The following is a 15,965-nucleotide window of genomic DNA, read 5'->3' on the forward strand; positions in this document are numbered from 1 at the left end:
AGTTCGTACATTACGCCATCCACATTCTCATACGGGGGGAGACACCCTTGAACTGCTTGATCCGCCTTTACTGCAAACTACTCGACGCCCTGACCGCTGCGCTGCTGCTGATCATGGTCGTACTGGTCTTCGGCAACGTCGTCCTGCGCTACGGATTCAACTCCGGCTGGACGGTGTCCGAAGAGGTCGCCCGCTGGGCCTTCATCTGGGTCGTGTTCCTGGGTGCCATCGCGGCCATGCACCACCGCGGCCACCTCGGCAGCGACATGCTCATCTCGCGCCTTCCGCGCCTGGGTCAGCAGATCTGCTACGCGATCTCCCAGGCTCTGATGATTCTGGCCTGCTGGCTGGTCATGACGGGCAGCTGGCAGCAGACCCTGATCAACTGGGACGTGAGCGCGCCCACCACCGGCTGGTCGGTCGCCGTCGTCTACCTCAGCGGCGTGGTGTTTGCCGCCTCGACCCTGGTCATCCTGGCTTTCAACCTGTTTCGCCTGGTGACCGGAAAACTCGCCGACCACGAGCTGACCGGCATCCAGGAGTCCGAGGAAACCGCCCACGTGGCGCATTGATCCGGCCCGATCCCGGTAGCGTGCGCCGATTGCGCCCCACTTCAATCTCGAAAAACCCACGCCTGACCGGTCGCGCATCCCCTGCACACGTCGCGACCGCAGGCAAGAAGAGCAGATTCCTTCAGCCATGACCATCCTGATTTTTGTCGGTGCCCTGCTGGGCGCCATGGCCCTGGGCGTACCCATCGCCTTTGCCCTGCTGTTGTCGGGGGTGGCGCTGATGCTGCACCTCGACCTGTTCGATGCGCAGATCCTGGCGCAGAACATCATCAACGGCGCCGACAGCTTCCCGCTGCTGGCCGTGCCCTTCTTCATGCTGGCCGGCGAGATCATGAACGTCGGCGGACTGTCGCGCCGCATCGTCGAACTGGCGCTCTCGGTGGTGGGCCATGTGCGGGGTGGACTGGGTTACGTGACCATCATGGCCGGTTGCCTGCTGGCTGCATTGTCGGGCTCGGCCGTGGCGGATGCCGCGGCGCTCACCGCGCTGCTGCTGCCCATGATGGTGAAGGCCGGTCACGACCGTGCGCGTTCGGGCGGCCTGATCGCGGCCACCGGCATCATCGCGCCGGTTCTGCCGCCTTCCATCGGCCTGATCATCTTCGGCGTTGCAGCCAACGTGTCGATCTCCAAGCTGTTCATGGCCGGTATCGCCCCCGGCCTGATGATCGGTGCCGCACTGTGGTTCACCTGGTGGTGGCTGGTGCGCAAGGAAACCATCGTGCCTCCGCCGCGCCAGCCGCGTGCCGTGGTGATCAAGGCGCTGCGCGATTCGGCCTGGGCGCTGATGCTGCCGGTGATCATCCTGGTGGGCCTGCGCATGGGCGTGTTCACGCCGACCGAAGCGGCCGTGGTCGCTGCGATGTACGCGCTGTTCGTGTCGACGGTGGTGTACCGCGAGCTCAAGCTGCGCCAGCTCTACGCGATCTTCGTGAGTGCCGCCCGCACCAGTGCCGTGGTGATGCTGCTGGTGGCCGCGGCCATGGTCGCAGCCTGGCTGATCACCGTGGCCGACCTGCCCGGCGCCGTGATCGATCTGCTCGAGCCTTTCCTCGACAGCCCCAAGATGCTGGTCTTCGTGATCATGATTCTGGTGATGATCGTCGGGACGGCCATGGACATGACGCCCACCATCCTGATCCTCACGCCGGTGCTGATGCCGGTGGTCAAGGCCGCAGGCATCGACCCGGTGTACTTCGGCGTGCTGTTTATCATCAACAACGCCATCGGGCTGATCACGCCGCCCGTGGGGACGGTGCTGAGCACGGTGGCCGGCGTGGGCCGCATGCGCATGGACGAAGTCACGCGTGGCGTGCTGCCCTTCATGGCCGCTCAGTTCCTCATCATGTTCCTGTTTGTGCTGTTCCCGCAGCTCATCACCGTGCCTGCCAAGTGGTTTGGCGGCTGAACGCCGATGCCGCGGCAGGGTGCCGCGGTCTGATTCCCTGATTTTTAAACGGAGACATCTCATGAAAGCCTTCAAAAAGACACTGTGCATCGCCGCTGCGGTTGCCACCACGCTGCTGCCCCTGGGCTCGGCCATGGCGCAGGACATCAAGTCGCGCACCATCAAGTTCGCATTCCAGAACCAGGGCGAACATCCCCAGGCCCAAGGCGCCAAGAAATTCGCCGATCTGGTCGCTGCCAAGTCCGGCGACAAGATGAAGGTCCGCACCTATGCGGGTGGCATTCTGGGCGGCGATCTGCAGACCGTCTCGGCGCTGCAGGGCGGCACGGTCGAGATGACGGTGCTCAACGCCGGCATCCTGTCCGCGCAAGTCAAGGAATTCGCCGCCTTCGATCTGCCCTTCCTGTTCTCCAGCGCCGCCGAGGCCGATGCCGTCACCGACGGCGCTTTCGGCAAGGGCCTGCTGGCCAAGCTGCACGACAAGAACCTGATCGGTCTGGGCTACTGGGATCTGGGCTTCCGTCACCTGACCAACAGCAAGCATGCGGTCGCCAAGCTCGAGGACGTGTCCGGTCTGAAGATCCGCGTCATCCAGTCGCCGATCTACATCGACCTCTTCAACACGCTGGGCGCCAACGCCACGCCGCTGCCTTTCCCCGAACTGTACGGCGCGCTCGAGCAGAAGGCGGTCGACGGCCAGGAGAACCCGGCTTCGACCATCCTGTCGTCCAAGCTCGGCGAAGTGCAGAAGTACCTGACCCTGACGCGTCATATCTACAATCCCCAAGCCCTGCTGGTGAGCCGCAAGTTCTGGGACAGCCTGAGCGCCGACGAGCAGAAGGTGATCACCGAAGCCGCAGCCGAAGCGACCCAGTTCCAACGCCAAGTTTCGCGCGCCAAGGATCAGGCCGACCTCGAGCAGCTCAAGAAGGACGGCGTGCAGGTGACCGAGCTCAGCGCACAGGAACTCCAGCGCTGGCGTGAGCGTGTCAAGCCGGTGGTCGAGAAGTACTCGGCTGCGGTCGGTGCCGACACGGTCAAGGCGCTCGACGCCGAGATCGCCAAGATCCGCAAGTAATTTCTCAGCTTTTGTAGACGCAGTAGCCATGACTTCCTCTCTTTCCGCCACGTCCTCGCCGGTTGATTCAGCAACTGGACAACCCGCTCGCAAGGTGTTGCTCGGCCTCATCGGCTCGGGCATCCAGCGCTCGCTCACACCGGCGATGCACGAGCGCGAGGGAGGGCATCATGGCCTGCGTGTTCACTACCAGATCATCGATCTCGATCGTGCCCAGGTCGATCCCTCGGTGCTGCCCGCACTGCTGCAGTCCGCGCGCATCATGGGCTTCGACGGCCTGAACATCACCTTCCCGTGCAAGCAGCAGGTGATCCCGCTGCTCGACGAGCTCTCGGACGAAGCGCGTGCCATGGGGGCCGTCAACACGGTGGTGATCCGCGACGGCCGCACCGTGGGCCACAACACCGACGGCTCGGGCTGGTGGGATGGGCTGCAGCGCCAGTTGCCGGCGGCCGATCTCTCCCGCGTGGTGCTGCTGGGCGCAGGCGGCGCCGGTTCGGCCATCGCCCATGCGGCGCTGTCGCGCGGTGTGGGCGAACTGGTGGTGAGCGACAGCGATGCGCGCAAGGCCGAGCAGTTGGCGGCCAGCCTGGCCGGTCATTACGGTGCCGATCGGGTGACGTCGCAGAGCGATGTCGCGGTGGCCCTGCAAGGTGCGACCGGACTGGTGCACGCCACGCCGACCGGCATGGACAAGCTGCCCGGCCTGCCGCTCGACGAAAACCTGCTGCACGCGGGTCTGTGGGTGTCCGAGATCGTCTACTTTCCGCTCGAAACGGCCTTGCTCAAGGCCGCCCGGGTACGCGGTTGCGCGACGGCGCATGGCGGCGGCATGGCCGTGGGCCAGGCCGTGCGGGCGTTCGAGCTGTTCAACCCCGGACTCACCGCGGATGCGGACCGCATGGAAGCCCATTTCCGCGAGCTGCTGACCTTGCGCCGCGATTGAAGAACCGACGGGCCCGGCGCATCAGCGTGCCAGGGCTCTTTCGAAGCGCTGCTGCAGATCCTGGCCGCTGATGTCCATGTAGCGCAGCGCAGATTTCATGTCGCGCCAGCCGATGTAGGCCATCAGTTCCTTGATGTCCCAGCCGCTGTCGCGCGCCCAGCTTGCAAAGCCGCGCCGCAGCGAGTGACTGCTGAAGCCTTGTGCCGCATCGACGCCAGCGGCCTCGAGCACACGGCGCAGGATGAGATTCAGGCTGGTGGGCGCCATGGGCTCGTCGCCCAGCCTTCCCCAGCGGTCGATGGCCGGAAACACCGGGCCGTCGGTCTTCTCCACGCTCAGCGCCAGCCAGGCCGAGAGCGCCTCGACCGGGCACAGTGCCGACAGCGCCGGGCACTTGTAGGTCTGACCCTGCCCCAGCCGATCCGTTTTGCTGTGCGGCAGGAAACAGCTCATGCCGCGCCCTGGCGCGATCTCCACGAACCGGCGTTCCAGCCGCGTGAGCTCGTCCGAGCGAAAACCCCGCCAGAAACCCAGAAGCACCAGAGACCGGTCGCGCGCATGCCGCAAGGCCGCCGCCTGATCGCCTCGGACCGCGGCGTCGGCCTGGGCCTGCCGCAGCCAGGCATCGACCGCCTGCAGGTGGCCAAGATCCACCGGCCGTGCCTGCCGTTCCTGCTGCGGATGCACGGTGCGTATGCCCTTGAACACCTGCCGGACCACAGGCGCTTTGGTCGGATCCGAGAAACCGTGATCCGCGTGCCAACGCGAGAGCGCGGCCAGCCGCTGGCGCAAGGTGTTGAGCGACAGGGCGCCGGCATAGTGCGCCAGATAACGAGCGACCGCATCCGGCGCAGCGGGCAGCAGGCCGCCCCATTCCGATTCGAAGTGCTGCACGGCCGAGGCGTAGCTGCGCCGGGTGTTGTGGCGCTGGCCGGCAGCCAGAAAGTCCTCGACCGAGCGGGACGTGGCGGGCGGTGAAGGCGAGGCCTCGGCGGCTACGGGGACTGAAGCGGGATGGCGCATGACCGCCATCGTAGCGGAGCGGCGGGGCGCCGGATCGCAGACCCGCAGCGGGCCTGTTCCGAGCGAGCAGGTTCTGCCGACCGGCGCGGTCCGTTCATGGCGAACCGGCAGCTTCCTTCTGTGCGTCGGCGTGGGCGGTGTCCTGCTGGCCGGCTGCCAGAGCCGCATCCAGGGCATGCAGGTGCACCAGGTAGGCGCCCAGCACTCTCGGCATTTCCTTCAGGTAGAAGTCGATGTTGGCGCCATCCATACGGTACGCAAACATCAGCAGACCCGCCGCCGTCGATTGCACCACGACCGCATGGCGCTCGAGTTGCGCCTGCGGGGTATGGGGCAGCCGGGCGCTCAGGATGGCCATGAGCAAACGGATGAAACCCTCGTCGTTGCCCGGAATCAGCTGGTGATGCAGCACGGGCAGGACATCGACATTCCGGACCAGGTACTCGGTATAAGGGCGCGTCAGGAACTGAAACAGCGCCTGAGGCTGCATGGCGGTCCAACTGTCCAGGGTCACGCCGTCGAAGGTCTGGGCGATGTCGGCCAGAGCCTGTTCATGCCGCTGTGCCAAGGCATCCAGAAGATGTTCCCGATCCGGGAAGAAGTGGTACATGGAGCCGACCGAGGTCTGTGCCTGGCGGGCCACCGTATGCATGGTCACGTTGGCAATGCCATCTCTCACGACCAGTTGCGAGACGGCATCCAGGATGGCGTCCACCCGCTGCTGGCCGCGCGCCTGGCTGGGCTGGCGCCGACGTGGAGCGGCTGCCGGGGAAGCGGGGTCTGGCTCGGTGTCACGGGGGGATGGCGGTTGATCCTGCTGACCCATGGTGGTGTTCACTCCTCGGGCTGGATCTTGTCACAGATACGAGACAGGGATTAGACAAATTTGTCCAGAAAATATTCGACAAATTTGTCTAGTCTTGAAAGAATGAGGTGTCCACATCGTCGCAGGGAGGCCGCCATGGCCCGATGGAAACCACGCATCTCGAAAGACGGGCCCGGCCATGGGGTCCACGCCCCTCAGCCCGATGGCAGCCATCCCGGGACACTGTCGGGCGACCTGTCCGATGTGTCCGATGAAGCGGCTTTTGCCAAGGCGGTGCGGCTGCCGGGCGCCGATTCCCGCGTGATGGGCAATCGCACGCTGGCACTGGTGTTGTGCGCCGGCAGTTTTGTGCTTTTTGGCATGTCCAATGCCTTGCCAGTGCTGGATCACGGACTGGAAGGCCACAACCTGCGTTTTCTGGGCATGGTCGATCAATACTGGACCACTGCCCACTACGGGGTGGCGAGTGTGATCGCGTTGGCCACCACGGTCTTGCCTGTGTGCCAGTTGGTTCTGCTGCTGCTGGCCCTGCAGCCCGACGCCACCCCGAGCCCTGCAAGCGCCGAGACTCGGGGGGGAATGCGGCGAAGTTTGTCCGATGCCATTGCGACACGCCCTGTTTTGCCATTTGCCAAATGGGTGGCACTGGTCAACGTGGTGCTTGTCGTGGGCTGGGTGGTCTACCTGAGCGCGCAAGGCCACGACGACATGCACCCCGATGTGGGCCTGCCGTTCTTTTTTCTGGCATTGATGCTGTCGATGCTGGCTGCCATGACACTTGAAAACCGGGTGCCCTGGGACGGTGGCGACACAGACGGCACCTGACTTCTTTTTTCCATCCCTCCTGCCCGCACGGTACGACTCTTTGGAGCGACCTGCGGGCTTTTTTACGCCTCACATTGCATAAATCATGATTATCGAATGTCATAAATTCGGATTTCTGAAATCGTATTTTGTGTAAAATAGTACGTAATACATCAGTACGTAACTTAGTACGTAATAAAAGGACAGAACATGGCACGGTCGGGCATCTATAAATCTGACGTTTTGCGGGCCAGGGATCGCCTGGTCGCCGACGGGCGCTATCCATCGATCGATGCCGTGCGGCGCGAGCTGGGCGATACCGGCTCCAAGGGCACGATTCACCGTTTTCTCAAGGAGATCGACGAGGAGCAGGGCGGCGATCGCCCGGGGGTGGCGCAGGCCCATGTCAGCGAAGCGCTGACGGAACTGGTGGCCAGGCTGGCCGAGCGTCTGCGGGAGGAGGCGGGTGAGCGTGTGCAGGTGCTGGAGGCGGCCCAAGCCGCTCGGCTGGCCGAGCTGGCGGCCGAGCGCGAGGCTCTGCAGCGCGAGTTGGCGGTGCAAAGCGATGCACGAGCCCAGGCCGAGGGTTTGCATGCCGGTCTTCTGCGTTTGCATGAGGCATTGCAGGCGACCTCAAACCGTCTGCAGCTCGATCTGGCGGATCGCAGCCGTGATCTCGCCGGTACGCAGGAGCGGCTGGCCGACCGGGTGCGCCACACCGAATCGCTCGAAGAAAAGAACCGGCATGCCCAGAAGAGCCTGGAGCATTTCCGCCAGGCCTCGCGAGAGCAGCGCGAGCAAGAGGCGCGTCAGCACGAACAGCAAGTGCAGTATCTGCAGGGCGAACTGCATACCTTGCGCCAGGCCCTGGCGGTCAAGCAGCACGAAGCCATTGCGGCCAATCAGGACAATGCCCGTCTTGTGCAGCAGGTCGCGGCCTTGCAGGCGCGGCAGCGCGAGGACGAGGAGGCGCTGAGGGGGCATGCGGCCCGGCAGGAGGAGTGGGCGAGCCGGCAATCCGAGGCGGCGGCGGCTGCGGCGGAGCAGGCCCACGAACTGGCCCACGCGCAGGCTCGCGCCGAATCGCTGGCGGCCGATTTCGAAGAGCTGCGGGCGGCCCGTCTTGCGGCGGCGGCCGTGCAGCGCCAGACCGAGCTGGATCTTGCAGGCGCAAGGGCCATGGTTCAGGGGCAGCAGCAGGTGCTGGATCAGCTTCTTGCGCCGCTCAAGGCGGCTCAGCAGGCGGCACGGCCGGTCGATGACCTTGGGGTGCCGGCAGCGGAGAACCGCAAGACCGGGGAGTCGTGATGCGCCTCGCTGGTCGCTCTAAAGTTGAAGTGAAGTCTTGAAAATATTCTTATCTTGTTGTTATTGAACAGGATTTCAATGAACTTCAAGTGAATTCTAGCTTCGGCGATAAGTGGCAGCGCCCGTGGCCGATACGCGGCGTCATCGCCTGGGTGTGTTGCGCTGGCAGGCAGACGAACAGGACGGATGAGGCCGGGTGGCAGTCGTGCGCACCACCCGGGCTCTTTCTGCAAGCAACTTAAAGTGAAATCTAGAAAGTATTGAATTTCTATTTAAAATCAATACTGAAATCAGATGTCTTCAAGTAGTTTGTAAGGTGCATCGTCGACTTCGAGAGCGACGAAACCTTGCCCGTCAGGTGCCTGCACGAACAGGCCTTCGGGTGACTGGCGCGACGAGATCTGCATCGAGATCAAGGCCACCCCGTACTCTGCACCGGGCCAGGAAGCAGCCTGCACGACCACGCCGGTGACCTGTTCGGCATCCTGGCCGATGAGCACGTCCTGGCCGGCCTGAAGGGGCTGTGCGGCGGTCGCGACATACAGCCTGCGCTTGAGCGTTCCACGGAACTGGCTGCGCGCGATGATCTCCTGGCCGGGATAGCAGCCCTTCTTGAAGCTGATGCCGCCGATGGACTCGTAATTGAGCATCTGGGGCACGAGCTGGTCGACCAGCGGAGCGCTCAAGGTGGCCACGCCGCTCACGGCGTCGAGCGCAAGCCACTCCTGCAGCCCGAGAGCCGGCAGATTCGGTTCGGAAAAAGCCGGCTGGGGCGCCGGGGACTGCCGGTCTTCGCTCCAAGACAGGACCAGCATGCGGGGCAGTCCGGCAGCAGGGTAGAGGCGGATGGCCGCACCGTTGGCCAGGGGCAGGCCCGACCAGGGTGTTTCGTCCAGGTCTTTCTGGTCGTCGGCCGGCAGCGCGGGCGTGCCGATCACGCCGTGCACGGCCACTTGCGAGGTGGCGTCGGTGAGTTTCACTTTGGCCCGCAGCACAAACATCGACAGGCGTTTGAGGGTCGCCGGCAGCAGATCGCGGCTGCACAACAGCAGCAGATCGCCGGGGGCGCCGTCTTCGCCTGCCGGCTCCTTGTAGACGATGAAGGTGGCCAGGGCGCGGCCCTTGGCCGTGCAGTAGGCGGCCAGCCGGGCCTGTCCGGGCTGGAGCAGCACCACGTCGTTGCTCAGCTGTCCCTGAAGAAAGGATGCCGCATCCGGTCCTTGCGCACGAATGACACCGAGGTGTTCGAGCGGCGCAGCGGCCGGGCCGGTGCCGTTCCAGGACAGGCTGGACGGAGAGGGGATGGAGGGGGCGGTCGGGGTCATCGGGTGGTTCATGGCTGAATTATCATCATGGGTCCATCCATGTTTGCATCCGGGGTTTTCATTTGCGTCTTCTCAAAAGGCTGATCCGTACGTTGTTGGGCCTGGTCCTGCTGGGCCTGATCGTGGGCGGCACTGCGCTCTGGTGGGTTCAGCATCCCATGAAACAAGGCGCCGACCTGATCGATCTGTCGATCGAGCGGGGAGAATCGGCACGCGACGTGGCACGCAAGACCGCGGCCGCCGGTGTGCAGGTTCCACCCGATCTGCTGTACGCCTATTTCCGGCTTTCGGGACGATCGCGTGTGCTCAAGGCCGGCAGTTACGAGATTCCGCGCGGCAGCAGCCCTGAATACCTGCTCGACATGCTGGCCGAGGGGCGCCAGGCCGTGCGTTCGGTCACGCTGGTGGAAGGCTGGACTTTCCGGCAGTTCCGCGAGGCGCTGGCCCGTGCCGATCACCTGAAGCAGGACACGACCGGCTTGTCGGGCCCCGAGATCATGACCCGGCTGGATCACGACGGTATCGCCCCCGAGGGACGGTTTTTCCCGGACACCTATGTGTATCCCAAGAACTCGAGCGACCTGGGTGTGCTGCGCCAGGCCCTGCAGGCCATGGACCGGCGGCTCGAAGCGGCCTGGAGCGTGCGTGCGCCCGATCTGCCGCTGCAATCGCCCGAGCAGGCCCTGATCCTGGCCAGCATCGTCGAGAAAGAGACCGGCCTGCAGGCCGATCGCGGCCAGATCGCCGGCGTGTTCGCCAATCGCCTGCGCATCGGCATGCCGCTGCAAACCGATCCGACGGTGATCTACGGTGCGAGCGAAGCCCAGGGCGTGGCGTTCGAGGGGCGTCTGAGGCGCATTCATCTCGACACCGACACGCCTTGGAATACCTACACCCGGCCCGGCCTGCCGCCCACGCCGATTGCCATGCCCGGCAATGCGGCCCTGATGGCCGCGGTCAAGCCGGAAGCCACCTCGGCCCTGTATTTTGTGTCGCGCGGCGACGGCAGCAGCCATTTCAGCCCCAACCTGGGCGAACACAACCGCGCGGTCGATCAGTACATCCGCAAGAAGTAAGCGTCCGGACGGCGGAGGCCCGGGGTCTGCTCGAACCGTGTTCGGAGAACGGTCGGCGGTATCATCGGGTGGACCGCTATGAAATAGATACAAACAGGAACGCATATGGCCACCGGCCTTTTCATCACTTTCGAAGGCATAGACGGCGCGGGCAAGTCGACCCACATCCAGTCGCTGGCCCGTGCCTTCAAAGCGCAGGGCCGGGCGGTGACGCTGACGCGAGAGCCGGGCGGTACGCCGCTGGCCGAAAAACTCCGTGCCATGCTGCTGTCCGACAGCATGGACGCCCTGACCGAATCGCTGCTGGTCTTCGCCGGCCGGCGCGACCATCTGCAGCAGGTCATCGAACCGGCGCTCGAGCGCGGCGATGTGGTGCTGTGCGACCGTTTTACCGATGCCACGTTCGCTTACCAGGGCGCCGGCCGGGGCTTCGATCTCGCGGTGCTGGGCACGCTCGAGGCCTGGGTGCAGGCCCGGCAGCCGGGCGAAGCGCTGCGGCAGCCCGACCTGACCGTCTGGTTCGATGTGCCGCCCGAAGAGGCCGCACGCCGCCTGGCTTCGGCCCGCTCGCCCGATCGTTTCGAGGCCTTGCCGGTGGAATTCTTCCGGCGCGTGGCCGGCGGATATGCCGCCCGCGCCGCCGCCGCGCCGCAGCGGTTCGCGCGGGTCGACTCGAGCCAGCCGAAGCCGGAGGTCTGGCGGCAGGTCGGTGCCGCTTTTGTGGGCCGTGGCTGGCTGTCCGCCGAACATGCAGCCGCGGCAGCACCGGCCACCAAGGCCCTGGACACCCCGGGAGGCCAGGCATGAGCACGACGGCAGTGGGTTCGGCCGCGACGCCGGGCAGCGCTTGGGCACCCTGGCTGCAGCAGCAGTTGCAGCATCTGCTGGCCCAGCGTGGCCATGCGTGGCTGCTGCAGGGTCCTTCGGGCCTGGGACAACAGGCGCTGGGGCTGGCCCTGGCGCGTTACTGGCTTTGCGAGGATCAGCAGCCGGCGGGCGCTTGCGGCACCTGTGCCAGCTGCAAACTGGTGGATGCGCACACCCACCCCGATCTGTGCGTGCTGATGCCGGAGACGGCCATGATTGCCCTGGGCTGGCCGCTGGACGAAAGCAGCCAGAAGAAGATCGACGACAAGGAACGCAAGGCCAGCCGCGAGATCCGGGTCGAGGCCATGCGTGGCGCGGTCGAGTTTTCCCAGCGCACCAGCGCGCGGGGCCGCGGCAAGGTGCTGCTGGTGTATCCGGCCGAACGCATGAATGCCGTCACGGCCAACGCCTTGCTCAAGACGCTCGAGGAGCCGCCGGGCGATGTGAAGTTCGTGCTGGCCAGCGAGGCCGCGCATCAACTGCTGCCGACCATCCGCAGCCGCTGTCTCAGCCACAACATGCTGTGGCCTGTCGAGGCGCAGTCGCGGCAATGGCTGCAGGAGCAGGGCGTCGATGCCGACACCGCGGCCGTGCTGCTGCGTGCAGCCGGCGGCCGGCCGGCAGACGTGCTGGCCTGGACCGAAGACCAGGTCAGCGCTCGCCAATGGCGTCAGTTGCCGCGCGCCCTGGCCCAGGGCGATGTGCAGGCGCTGGCGGGGCGCAGCCCTGCGCAGATGCTGGATGTGCTCATCAAGCTTTGCCACGACTGGATGGCCCTGAGCAGCGGCGCCGCACCCCGGTTCTTCGACGAGGCCGATCTGCCCGCCGCGCCGGCGCTGCCCGCGCTCGTCACCTGGTCTGCCGAGCTGCGCAAGCTGCTGCGGCATGCCGAGCACCCCTACAACGCCGGCCTGCTCCAGGAAACCCTGGTGGCCCAGGTGCATGCCTTGTGCCGGCAGGCCGGGCGTTCTTCCCCGACACGCGCGAAGGCCGCCTGATAAGCCAAACGCGGTGCCCGATTCCGCGATGGATGGATTGTTTATGTTTGTCGATTCCCACTGCCACCTGACCTATCCCGAACTGAAAGACCGATTGCCCGCCGTGCGCGAGGCCATGGCCGCGGCCCAGGTCGACCGCGCGCTGTGCATCTGCACCACGCTCGAGGAGTTCGATGCCGTTCATGCGCTGGCGCTCCAGTACGACAACTTCTGGGCTTCGGTCGGGGTCCATCCGGACAACGAAGGGGTGCAGGAGGCGAGCTACGAGACCCTGCTGGCACTGGCCGCGCGCGACCGCGTGGTGGCGATCGGCGAGACCGGACTCGACTATTACCAGATGGAAGAGCGCAAGGGCGGCCGCACGATTGCCGACATGGAGTGGCAGCGCGATCGGTTCCGGGTCCATATCCGCGCGGCCCGCACCTGCGGCAAGCCGCTGGTCATCCATACCCGGGATTCGTCGGCCGATACGCTTGCGATCCTGAAGGAAGAGGGCGAGGACGGATCGCCCGGCCAGGCGGGCGGCGTGTTCCATTGTTTCAGCGAAACCCGCGAGGTGGCCCGCGCCGCTCTGGATCTCGGCTACTACATCTCGTTCTCGGGCATCATCACGTTCAAGAAGGCGCAGGCGTTGCGGGATGTCGCGGCCTTCGTTCCGCTCGACCGCATGTTGATCGAGACCGACAGCCCCTACCTGGCACCTGTGCCGTACCGGGGCAAACCCAACAACCCGTCGTACGTGCCTTATGTGGCGGCCGAGATCGCCACCGTTCGCGGCCTGCCCGTGGAACGGATCGCCGAGATCACGAGTCAGAACTTCGAGCGGCTGTTTTCCGGCGTGACGGCCGGCACAGCGACCTGAACCCGATGATGCCCGCCACGGTGGCCGGCATCGACACGACTGGAGCCCGAGCGCGATGGCCATGACTTCGAAATCCCGAGACACCAACGGAATCAGGCTGTCGGCATGCCGCCTGGTGGCGGTACTGGCCCTGGCCTGCGGCGGCGTGCTGGCTGCGAGCCCGGCGCAGGCGGTCATCGACCAGTCGTTGCTGGCGGCCGTGCTGCAGAACGACGCCCAGAAGATCGCGAACCTGGCGCGCCAGGGGACGGACCTCAACGGCGCCAACGACCAGGGCATGCCGCCGTTGCACATCGCCCTGCAGCAGGACTCGTGGACGGCCGCCCAAGCCCTGATCGCCCAGCCCAAGACCGACGTCAACCTGGCCAACGGCAATGGCGAGACACCGCTGATGCTGGCGGCGATCAAGGGCCGGCTCGACCTGGTCAAGCTGCTGATCGCCCGGGGAGCCTACGTGAACCGCGAAGGCTGGACGCCGCTGCACTACGCGGCGAGCAACGGCCAGCCCGGTCAGTTGCCCATCATCCGGCTGTTGCTGGAGCAGTATGCCTTCATCAATGCCCGCTCGCCCAACGACAGCACGCCGCTGATGATGGCGGCCGGCTACGGGTCGCCCGAAGCCGTCAAGCTGCTGATCGACGAAGGGGCTTTTCTGGATGTGAAGAACCAGCAGGGCATGACCGCGCTGGATTTTGCATCCCGCACCAACCGCGTCGACATCGCCGAGATCATCGGGGCGGCGCAGCGTGCGCAGTTCACCGGCGGCAAGTGGTAAGCGTATCGGGCCGGTCAGGAGCCCGCCGGCCGATTGGGCCGCGTGTCGACCGCCAGGCATAGCAAGGCGGTCAGCAGGGCCAGGCCCACGTGACCGAGGTAGAGCGGGACAAAATCGGCATGGCTCAGGGTGCTGTTGCCGAGCAAAACGACGGTGATGGCCACGCCCAGGACTGCGCCGATCTGGCGAGTGGCCTGGTTCACCGCGCTGCCCACGGCGTAGTGCTGGACCGGCAGGCGGCTGACGGCTGCGCCTGCCAGCGAGGGCATCACCATGCCGACCCCGATGCCGCTGAGCAGCAGGCCCGGCAGCCATTGACTGACATAGGCGGGCTCGGCTCCGGGTACGAGCATGAACCACAGGCCGCTGCACGCATAGACCAGCGAACCGGCCACGAGGAAGGGGCGGTGACCCAGGCGGGCGGCCAGACGCCCGGTGAGGATGGCCGTCGGCATCACCAGCAGAGGGCCGGGGGTGACGGCCAGACCGGCTCTGGGCAGGCTGTAGTGCCACACGCCGGTCATGTAGAAAAAGAAGGCGAAGAACATCATCGCAAACGCGATGCCGAAACTCAGCGTGGCCAGGTTGACGTAGCGGTAGGTACGGTTCGAGAACAACGAGAGATCGACCAAGGGGTGAGGCGTCGCGCGCGCCCAGGCCACGAAGACCGCCAGCGACACGGCGCCGGATGCCGCGACCAGGGCCAGCTCGCCGGCCGTCCAAGCGGGCGATTCGAGCTGAACGATGGACAACGCCAGGGCGCCCACGCCGACGATCAGCAGGGCGATGCCGACGCCGTCGACGCGCCGGCGGACATCGGGCCGCGCCGATTCCTTGAGCAGGCCGGCACCGAACCACAGCGACAAGGCGCCCAGCGGCAGATTGATGAAGAAGGCCCAGGGCCATCCGGCCGTGTCGACCACAAAGGCGCCCAGGCTGGGGCCGATCGAGGCCGCCAGTCCGCCCACCGCACCCCACAGGCTGACCGCCACCGCCCGGCGCGAGGTCGGGAATGCCGCCAGCACGATGGACAGCGAGGCGGGCGTGAGCAGGGCCGCACCGATCGCCTGCAGGATACGGGCCGCGATCAGCCAGCCGATGCTGCCGGCCAGCCCGCAGGCTGCCGAAGCGGCCAGGAACAGCACCACACCGCCCATGAACACACGTTTGCGGCCGTAGGTGTCGGCCAGTCCGCCCGACGGAATCAGCATGGCCGCATAGACCACGGTGTAGGCGTTGAGAACCCACGACAGATCGGCCGGCGATGCGGTGGGGAAACCGGCTCTCAGGGCACCGAAGGCGGCGTAGAGCAGCGTGGCGTCGAGCGACACCAGGAACACGGCAATGCTGGCGACCCAGAAAACGGGCCAGGGAGACGCGGCAGATGCAGGCGGCGGCTGCACAGGGGGATGGGTGGTGGCCGTGTGGGTCATGGCGGGCTTTCTGGGGCAGACGGGCGGAATCGAGGGCCGTGGAAGGGGCTCAGCGTTGCAGGTAGACGGCGGGATCGAGCGACAGGCCGTGCTTGACCTGCCGCGTGAGTTCGTCGCCGAGGACTTCCTCGGCGCCGGCTGCGAGGGCGTCGAACGCCTGCTCGACCACGGACTGCGGCGTGGCCTTGGGGCCATCGATGTCGCGGGTCAGGTCGGTATCGACAAAGCCCATGTGCAGGCCGAGCACCTGGGTGCCCTGGTCGCGCAGTTCGTGGCGCAGGCCATTGGTCAATGCCCAGGCTGCGGATTTGCTCATGCCGTAGACGCCGAGCGCGGGCCGGTTGATCCAGCTGGCGACCTGGTCTCGAAGTGGCGGCGGGCGGATGCGACGGCGTCGGTGCCGAGGAAACCGCCGAACTCGGCGATGCCCGCGTTGTTGATCAGCAGCGTGACGTCCGAGGCCAGGGCCGCGGCTGCTGCGACGCTGTCGGGATCGGTGACGTCGAGCTGCAGCGGCACCACGCCGGGCAGGGTGACGGCGGCGGGCTGGCGAGCCGCCGCATAGACCTTGCTGGCGCCGCGAGCCAGGGCTTCGCGTGCGAAGGCCAGGCCGAGGCCGCGATTGGCGCCGGTGACCAGGACGACTGCGTTGTCGAGTTTCATG

Annotated in this window: 15 protein-coding genes and 1 pseudogene; 11 read left to right on the forward strand and 5 right to left on the reverse strand. The window is 66.0% G+C overall.

Annotation, left to right across the window (positions count from 1 at the left end):
* Positions 1-47 precede the first annotated feature (47 nt).
* The 4 genes from EC845_RS01895 to EC845_RS01910 all read left to right on the forward strand — a co-directional run bounded on the left by EC845_RS01895 (position 48) and on the right by EC845_RS01910 (position 4,004).
* The gene (locus EC845_RS01895) at positions 48-572 is read left to right on the forward strand and encodes a TRAP transporter small permease (protein WP_233597901.1); all 525 of its coding nucleotides are present in this window, start codon (positions 48-50) and stop codon (positions 570-572) included.
* Between the two features lie 127 nt (positions 573-699).
* Entirely contained in the window at positions 700-1,980 is a 1,281-nt protein-coding gene (locus EC845_RS01900; RefSeq protein ID WP_123295531.1) for a TRAP transporter large permease subunit, read from the forward strand.
* Positions 1,981-2,041: 61 nt separating this feature from the next.
* A complete protein-coding gene (locus tag EC845_RS01905) occupies positions 2,042-3,058 on the forward strand; it encodes a TRAP transporter substrate-binding protein (protein WP_123295532.1) in 1,017 nt (338 codons plus the stop codon).
* Between the two features lie 28 nt (positions 3,059-3,086).
* The gene (locus EC845_RS01910; RefSeq protein WP_123295533.1) at positions 3,087-4,004 is read left to right on the forward strand and encodes a shikimate dehydrogenase; all 918 of its coding nucleotides are present in this window, start codon (positions 3,087-3,089) and stop codon (positions 4,002-4,004) included.
* 21 nt (positions 4,005-4,025) lie between these two features.
* Here the strand turns inward: EC845_RS01910 and EC845_RS01915 are convergent, their stop codons facing one another.
* Positions 4,026-5,027, reverse strand: coding sequence for a site-specific integrase (locus tag EC845_RS01915; RefSeq protein WP_123296304.1), 1,002 nt, complete (start codon positions 5,025-5,027; stop codon positions 4,026-4,028).
* Between the two features lie 94 nt (positions 5,028-5,121).
* The gene (locus EC845_RS01920; RefSeq protein ID WP_148077214.1) at positions 5,122-5,865 is read right to left on the reverse strand and encodes a TetR/AcrR family transcriptional regulator; all 744 of its coding nucleotides are present in this window, start codon (positions 5,863-5,865) and stop codon (positions 5,122-5,124) included.
* A 123-nt stretch (positions 5,866-5,988) separates the two neighbouring features.
* Here EC845_RS01920 and EC845_RS01925 point away from each other — a divergent pair, with 123 nt between their 5' ends.
* A complete protein-coding gene (locus EC845_RS01925; protein WP_158615582.1) occupies positions 5,989-6,678 on the forward strand; it encodes a paraquat-inducible protein A in 690 nt (229 codons plus the stop codon).
* A 222-nt stretch (positions 6,679-6,900) separates the two neighbouring features.
* A complete protein-coding gene (locus tag EC845_RS01930; protein ID WP_158615583.1) occupies positions 6,901-7,965 on the forward strand; it encodes a DNA-binding protein in 1,065 nt (354 codons plus the stop codon).
* A 290-nt stretch (positions 7,966-8,255) separates the two neighbouring features.
* On the opposite strand, the gene EC845_RS01935 is transcribed toward EC845_RS01930, so the two are convergent.
* Positions 8,256-9,302 (reverse strand): folate-binding protein YgfZ, encoded by a 1,047-nt coding sequence (locus EC845_RS01935; RefSeq protein ID WP_233597902.1) that lies wholly within the window; start codon positions 9,300-9,302, stop codon positions 8,256-8,258.
* A 50-nt stretch (positions 9,303-9,352) separates the two neighbouring features.
* Between EC845_RS01935 and mltG the strand changes: the two genes are divergently transcribed.
* The 5 genes from mltG (at position 9,353) to EC845_RS01960 (ending at position 13,868) form a co-directional block, all read left to right on the forward strand.
* A complete protein-coding gene (gene mltG / locus EC845_RS01940; RefSeq protein ID WP_233597903.1) occupies positions 9,353-10,366 on the forward strand; it encodes an endolytic transglycosylase MltG in 1,014 nt (337 codons plus the stop codon).
* Between the two features lie 105 nt (positions 10,367-10,471).
* A complete protein-coding gene (gene tmk, locus EC845_RS01945) occupies positions 10,472-11,173 on the forward strand; it encodes a dTMP kinase (protein ID WP_123295538.1) in 702 nt (233 codons plus the stop codon).
* The gene (locus EC845_RS01950) at positions 11,170-12,231 is read left to right on the forward strand and encodes a DNA polymerase III subunit delta' (RefSeq protein ID WP_123295539.1); all 1,062 of its coding nucleotides are present in this window, start codon (positions 11,170-11,172) and stop codon (positions 12,229-12,231) included. The genes tmk and EC845_RS01950 overlap by 4 nt, the downstream gene beginning before the upstream one ends.
* 43 nt (positions 12,232-12,274) lie before the next feature.
* Positions 12,275-13,093 (forward strand): TatD family hydrolase, encoded by an 819-nt coding sequence (locus EC845_RS01955; protein ID WP_123295540.1) that lies wholly within the window; start codon positions 12,275-12,277, stop codon positions 13,091-13,093.
* A gap of 61 nt (positions 13,094-13,154) precedes the next feature.
* Complete coding sequence (locus tag EC845_RS01960) at positions 13,155-13,868, forward strand: ankyrin repeat domain-containing protein (protein WP_123296306.1); 714 nt, start codon at positions 13,155-13,157, stop codon at positions 13,866-13,868.
* Positions 13,869-13,882: 14 nt separating this feature from the next.
* On the opposite strand, the gene EC845_RS01965 is transcribed toward EC845_RS01960, so the two are convergent.
* Complete coding sequence (locus tag EC845_RS01965; protein ID WP_123295541.1) at positions 13,883-15,301, reverse strand: MFS transporter; 1,419 nt, start codon at positions 15,299-15,301, stop codon at positions 13,883-13,885.
* A gap of 49 nt (positions 15,302-15,350) precedes the next feature.
* Positions 15,351-15,964: pseudogene (locus tag EC845_RS01970) on the reverse strand (SDR family NAD(P)-dependent oxidoreductase).
* Between the last annotated feature and the right edge of the window lies 1 nt (position 15,965).

The sequence above is a fragment of the Comamonas sp. BIGb0124 genome (assembly GCF_003752175.1).
In the GTDB taxonomy this organism is placed as follows: Bacteria; Pseudomonadota; Gammaproteobacteria; order Burkholderiales; family Burkholderiaceae_C; genus Comamonas_F.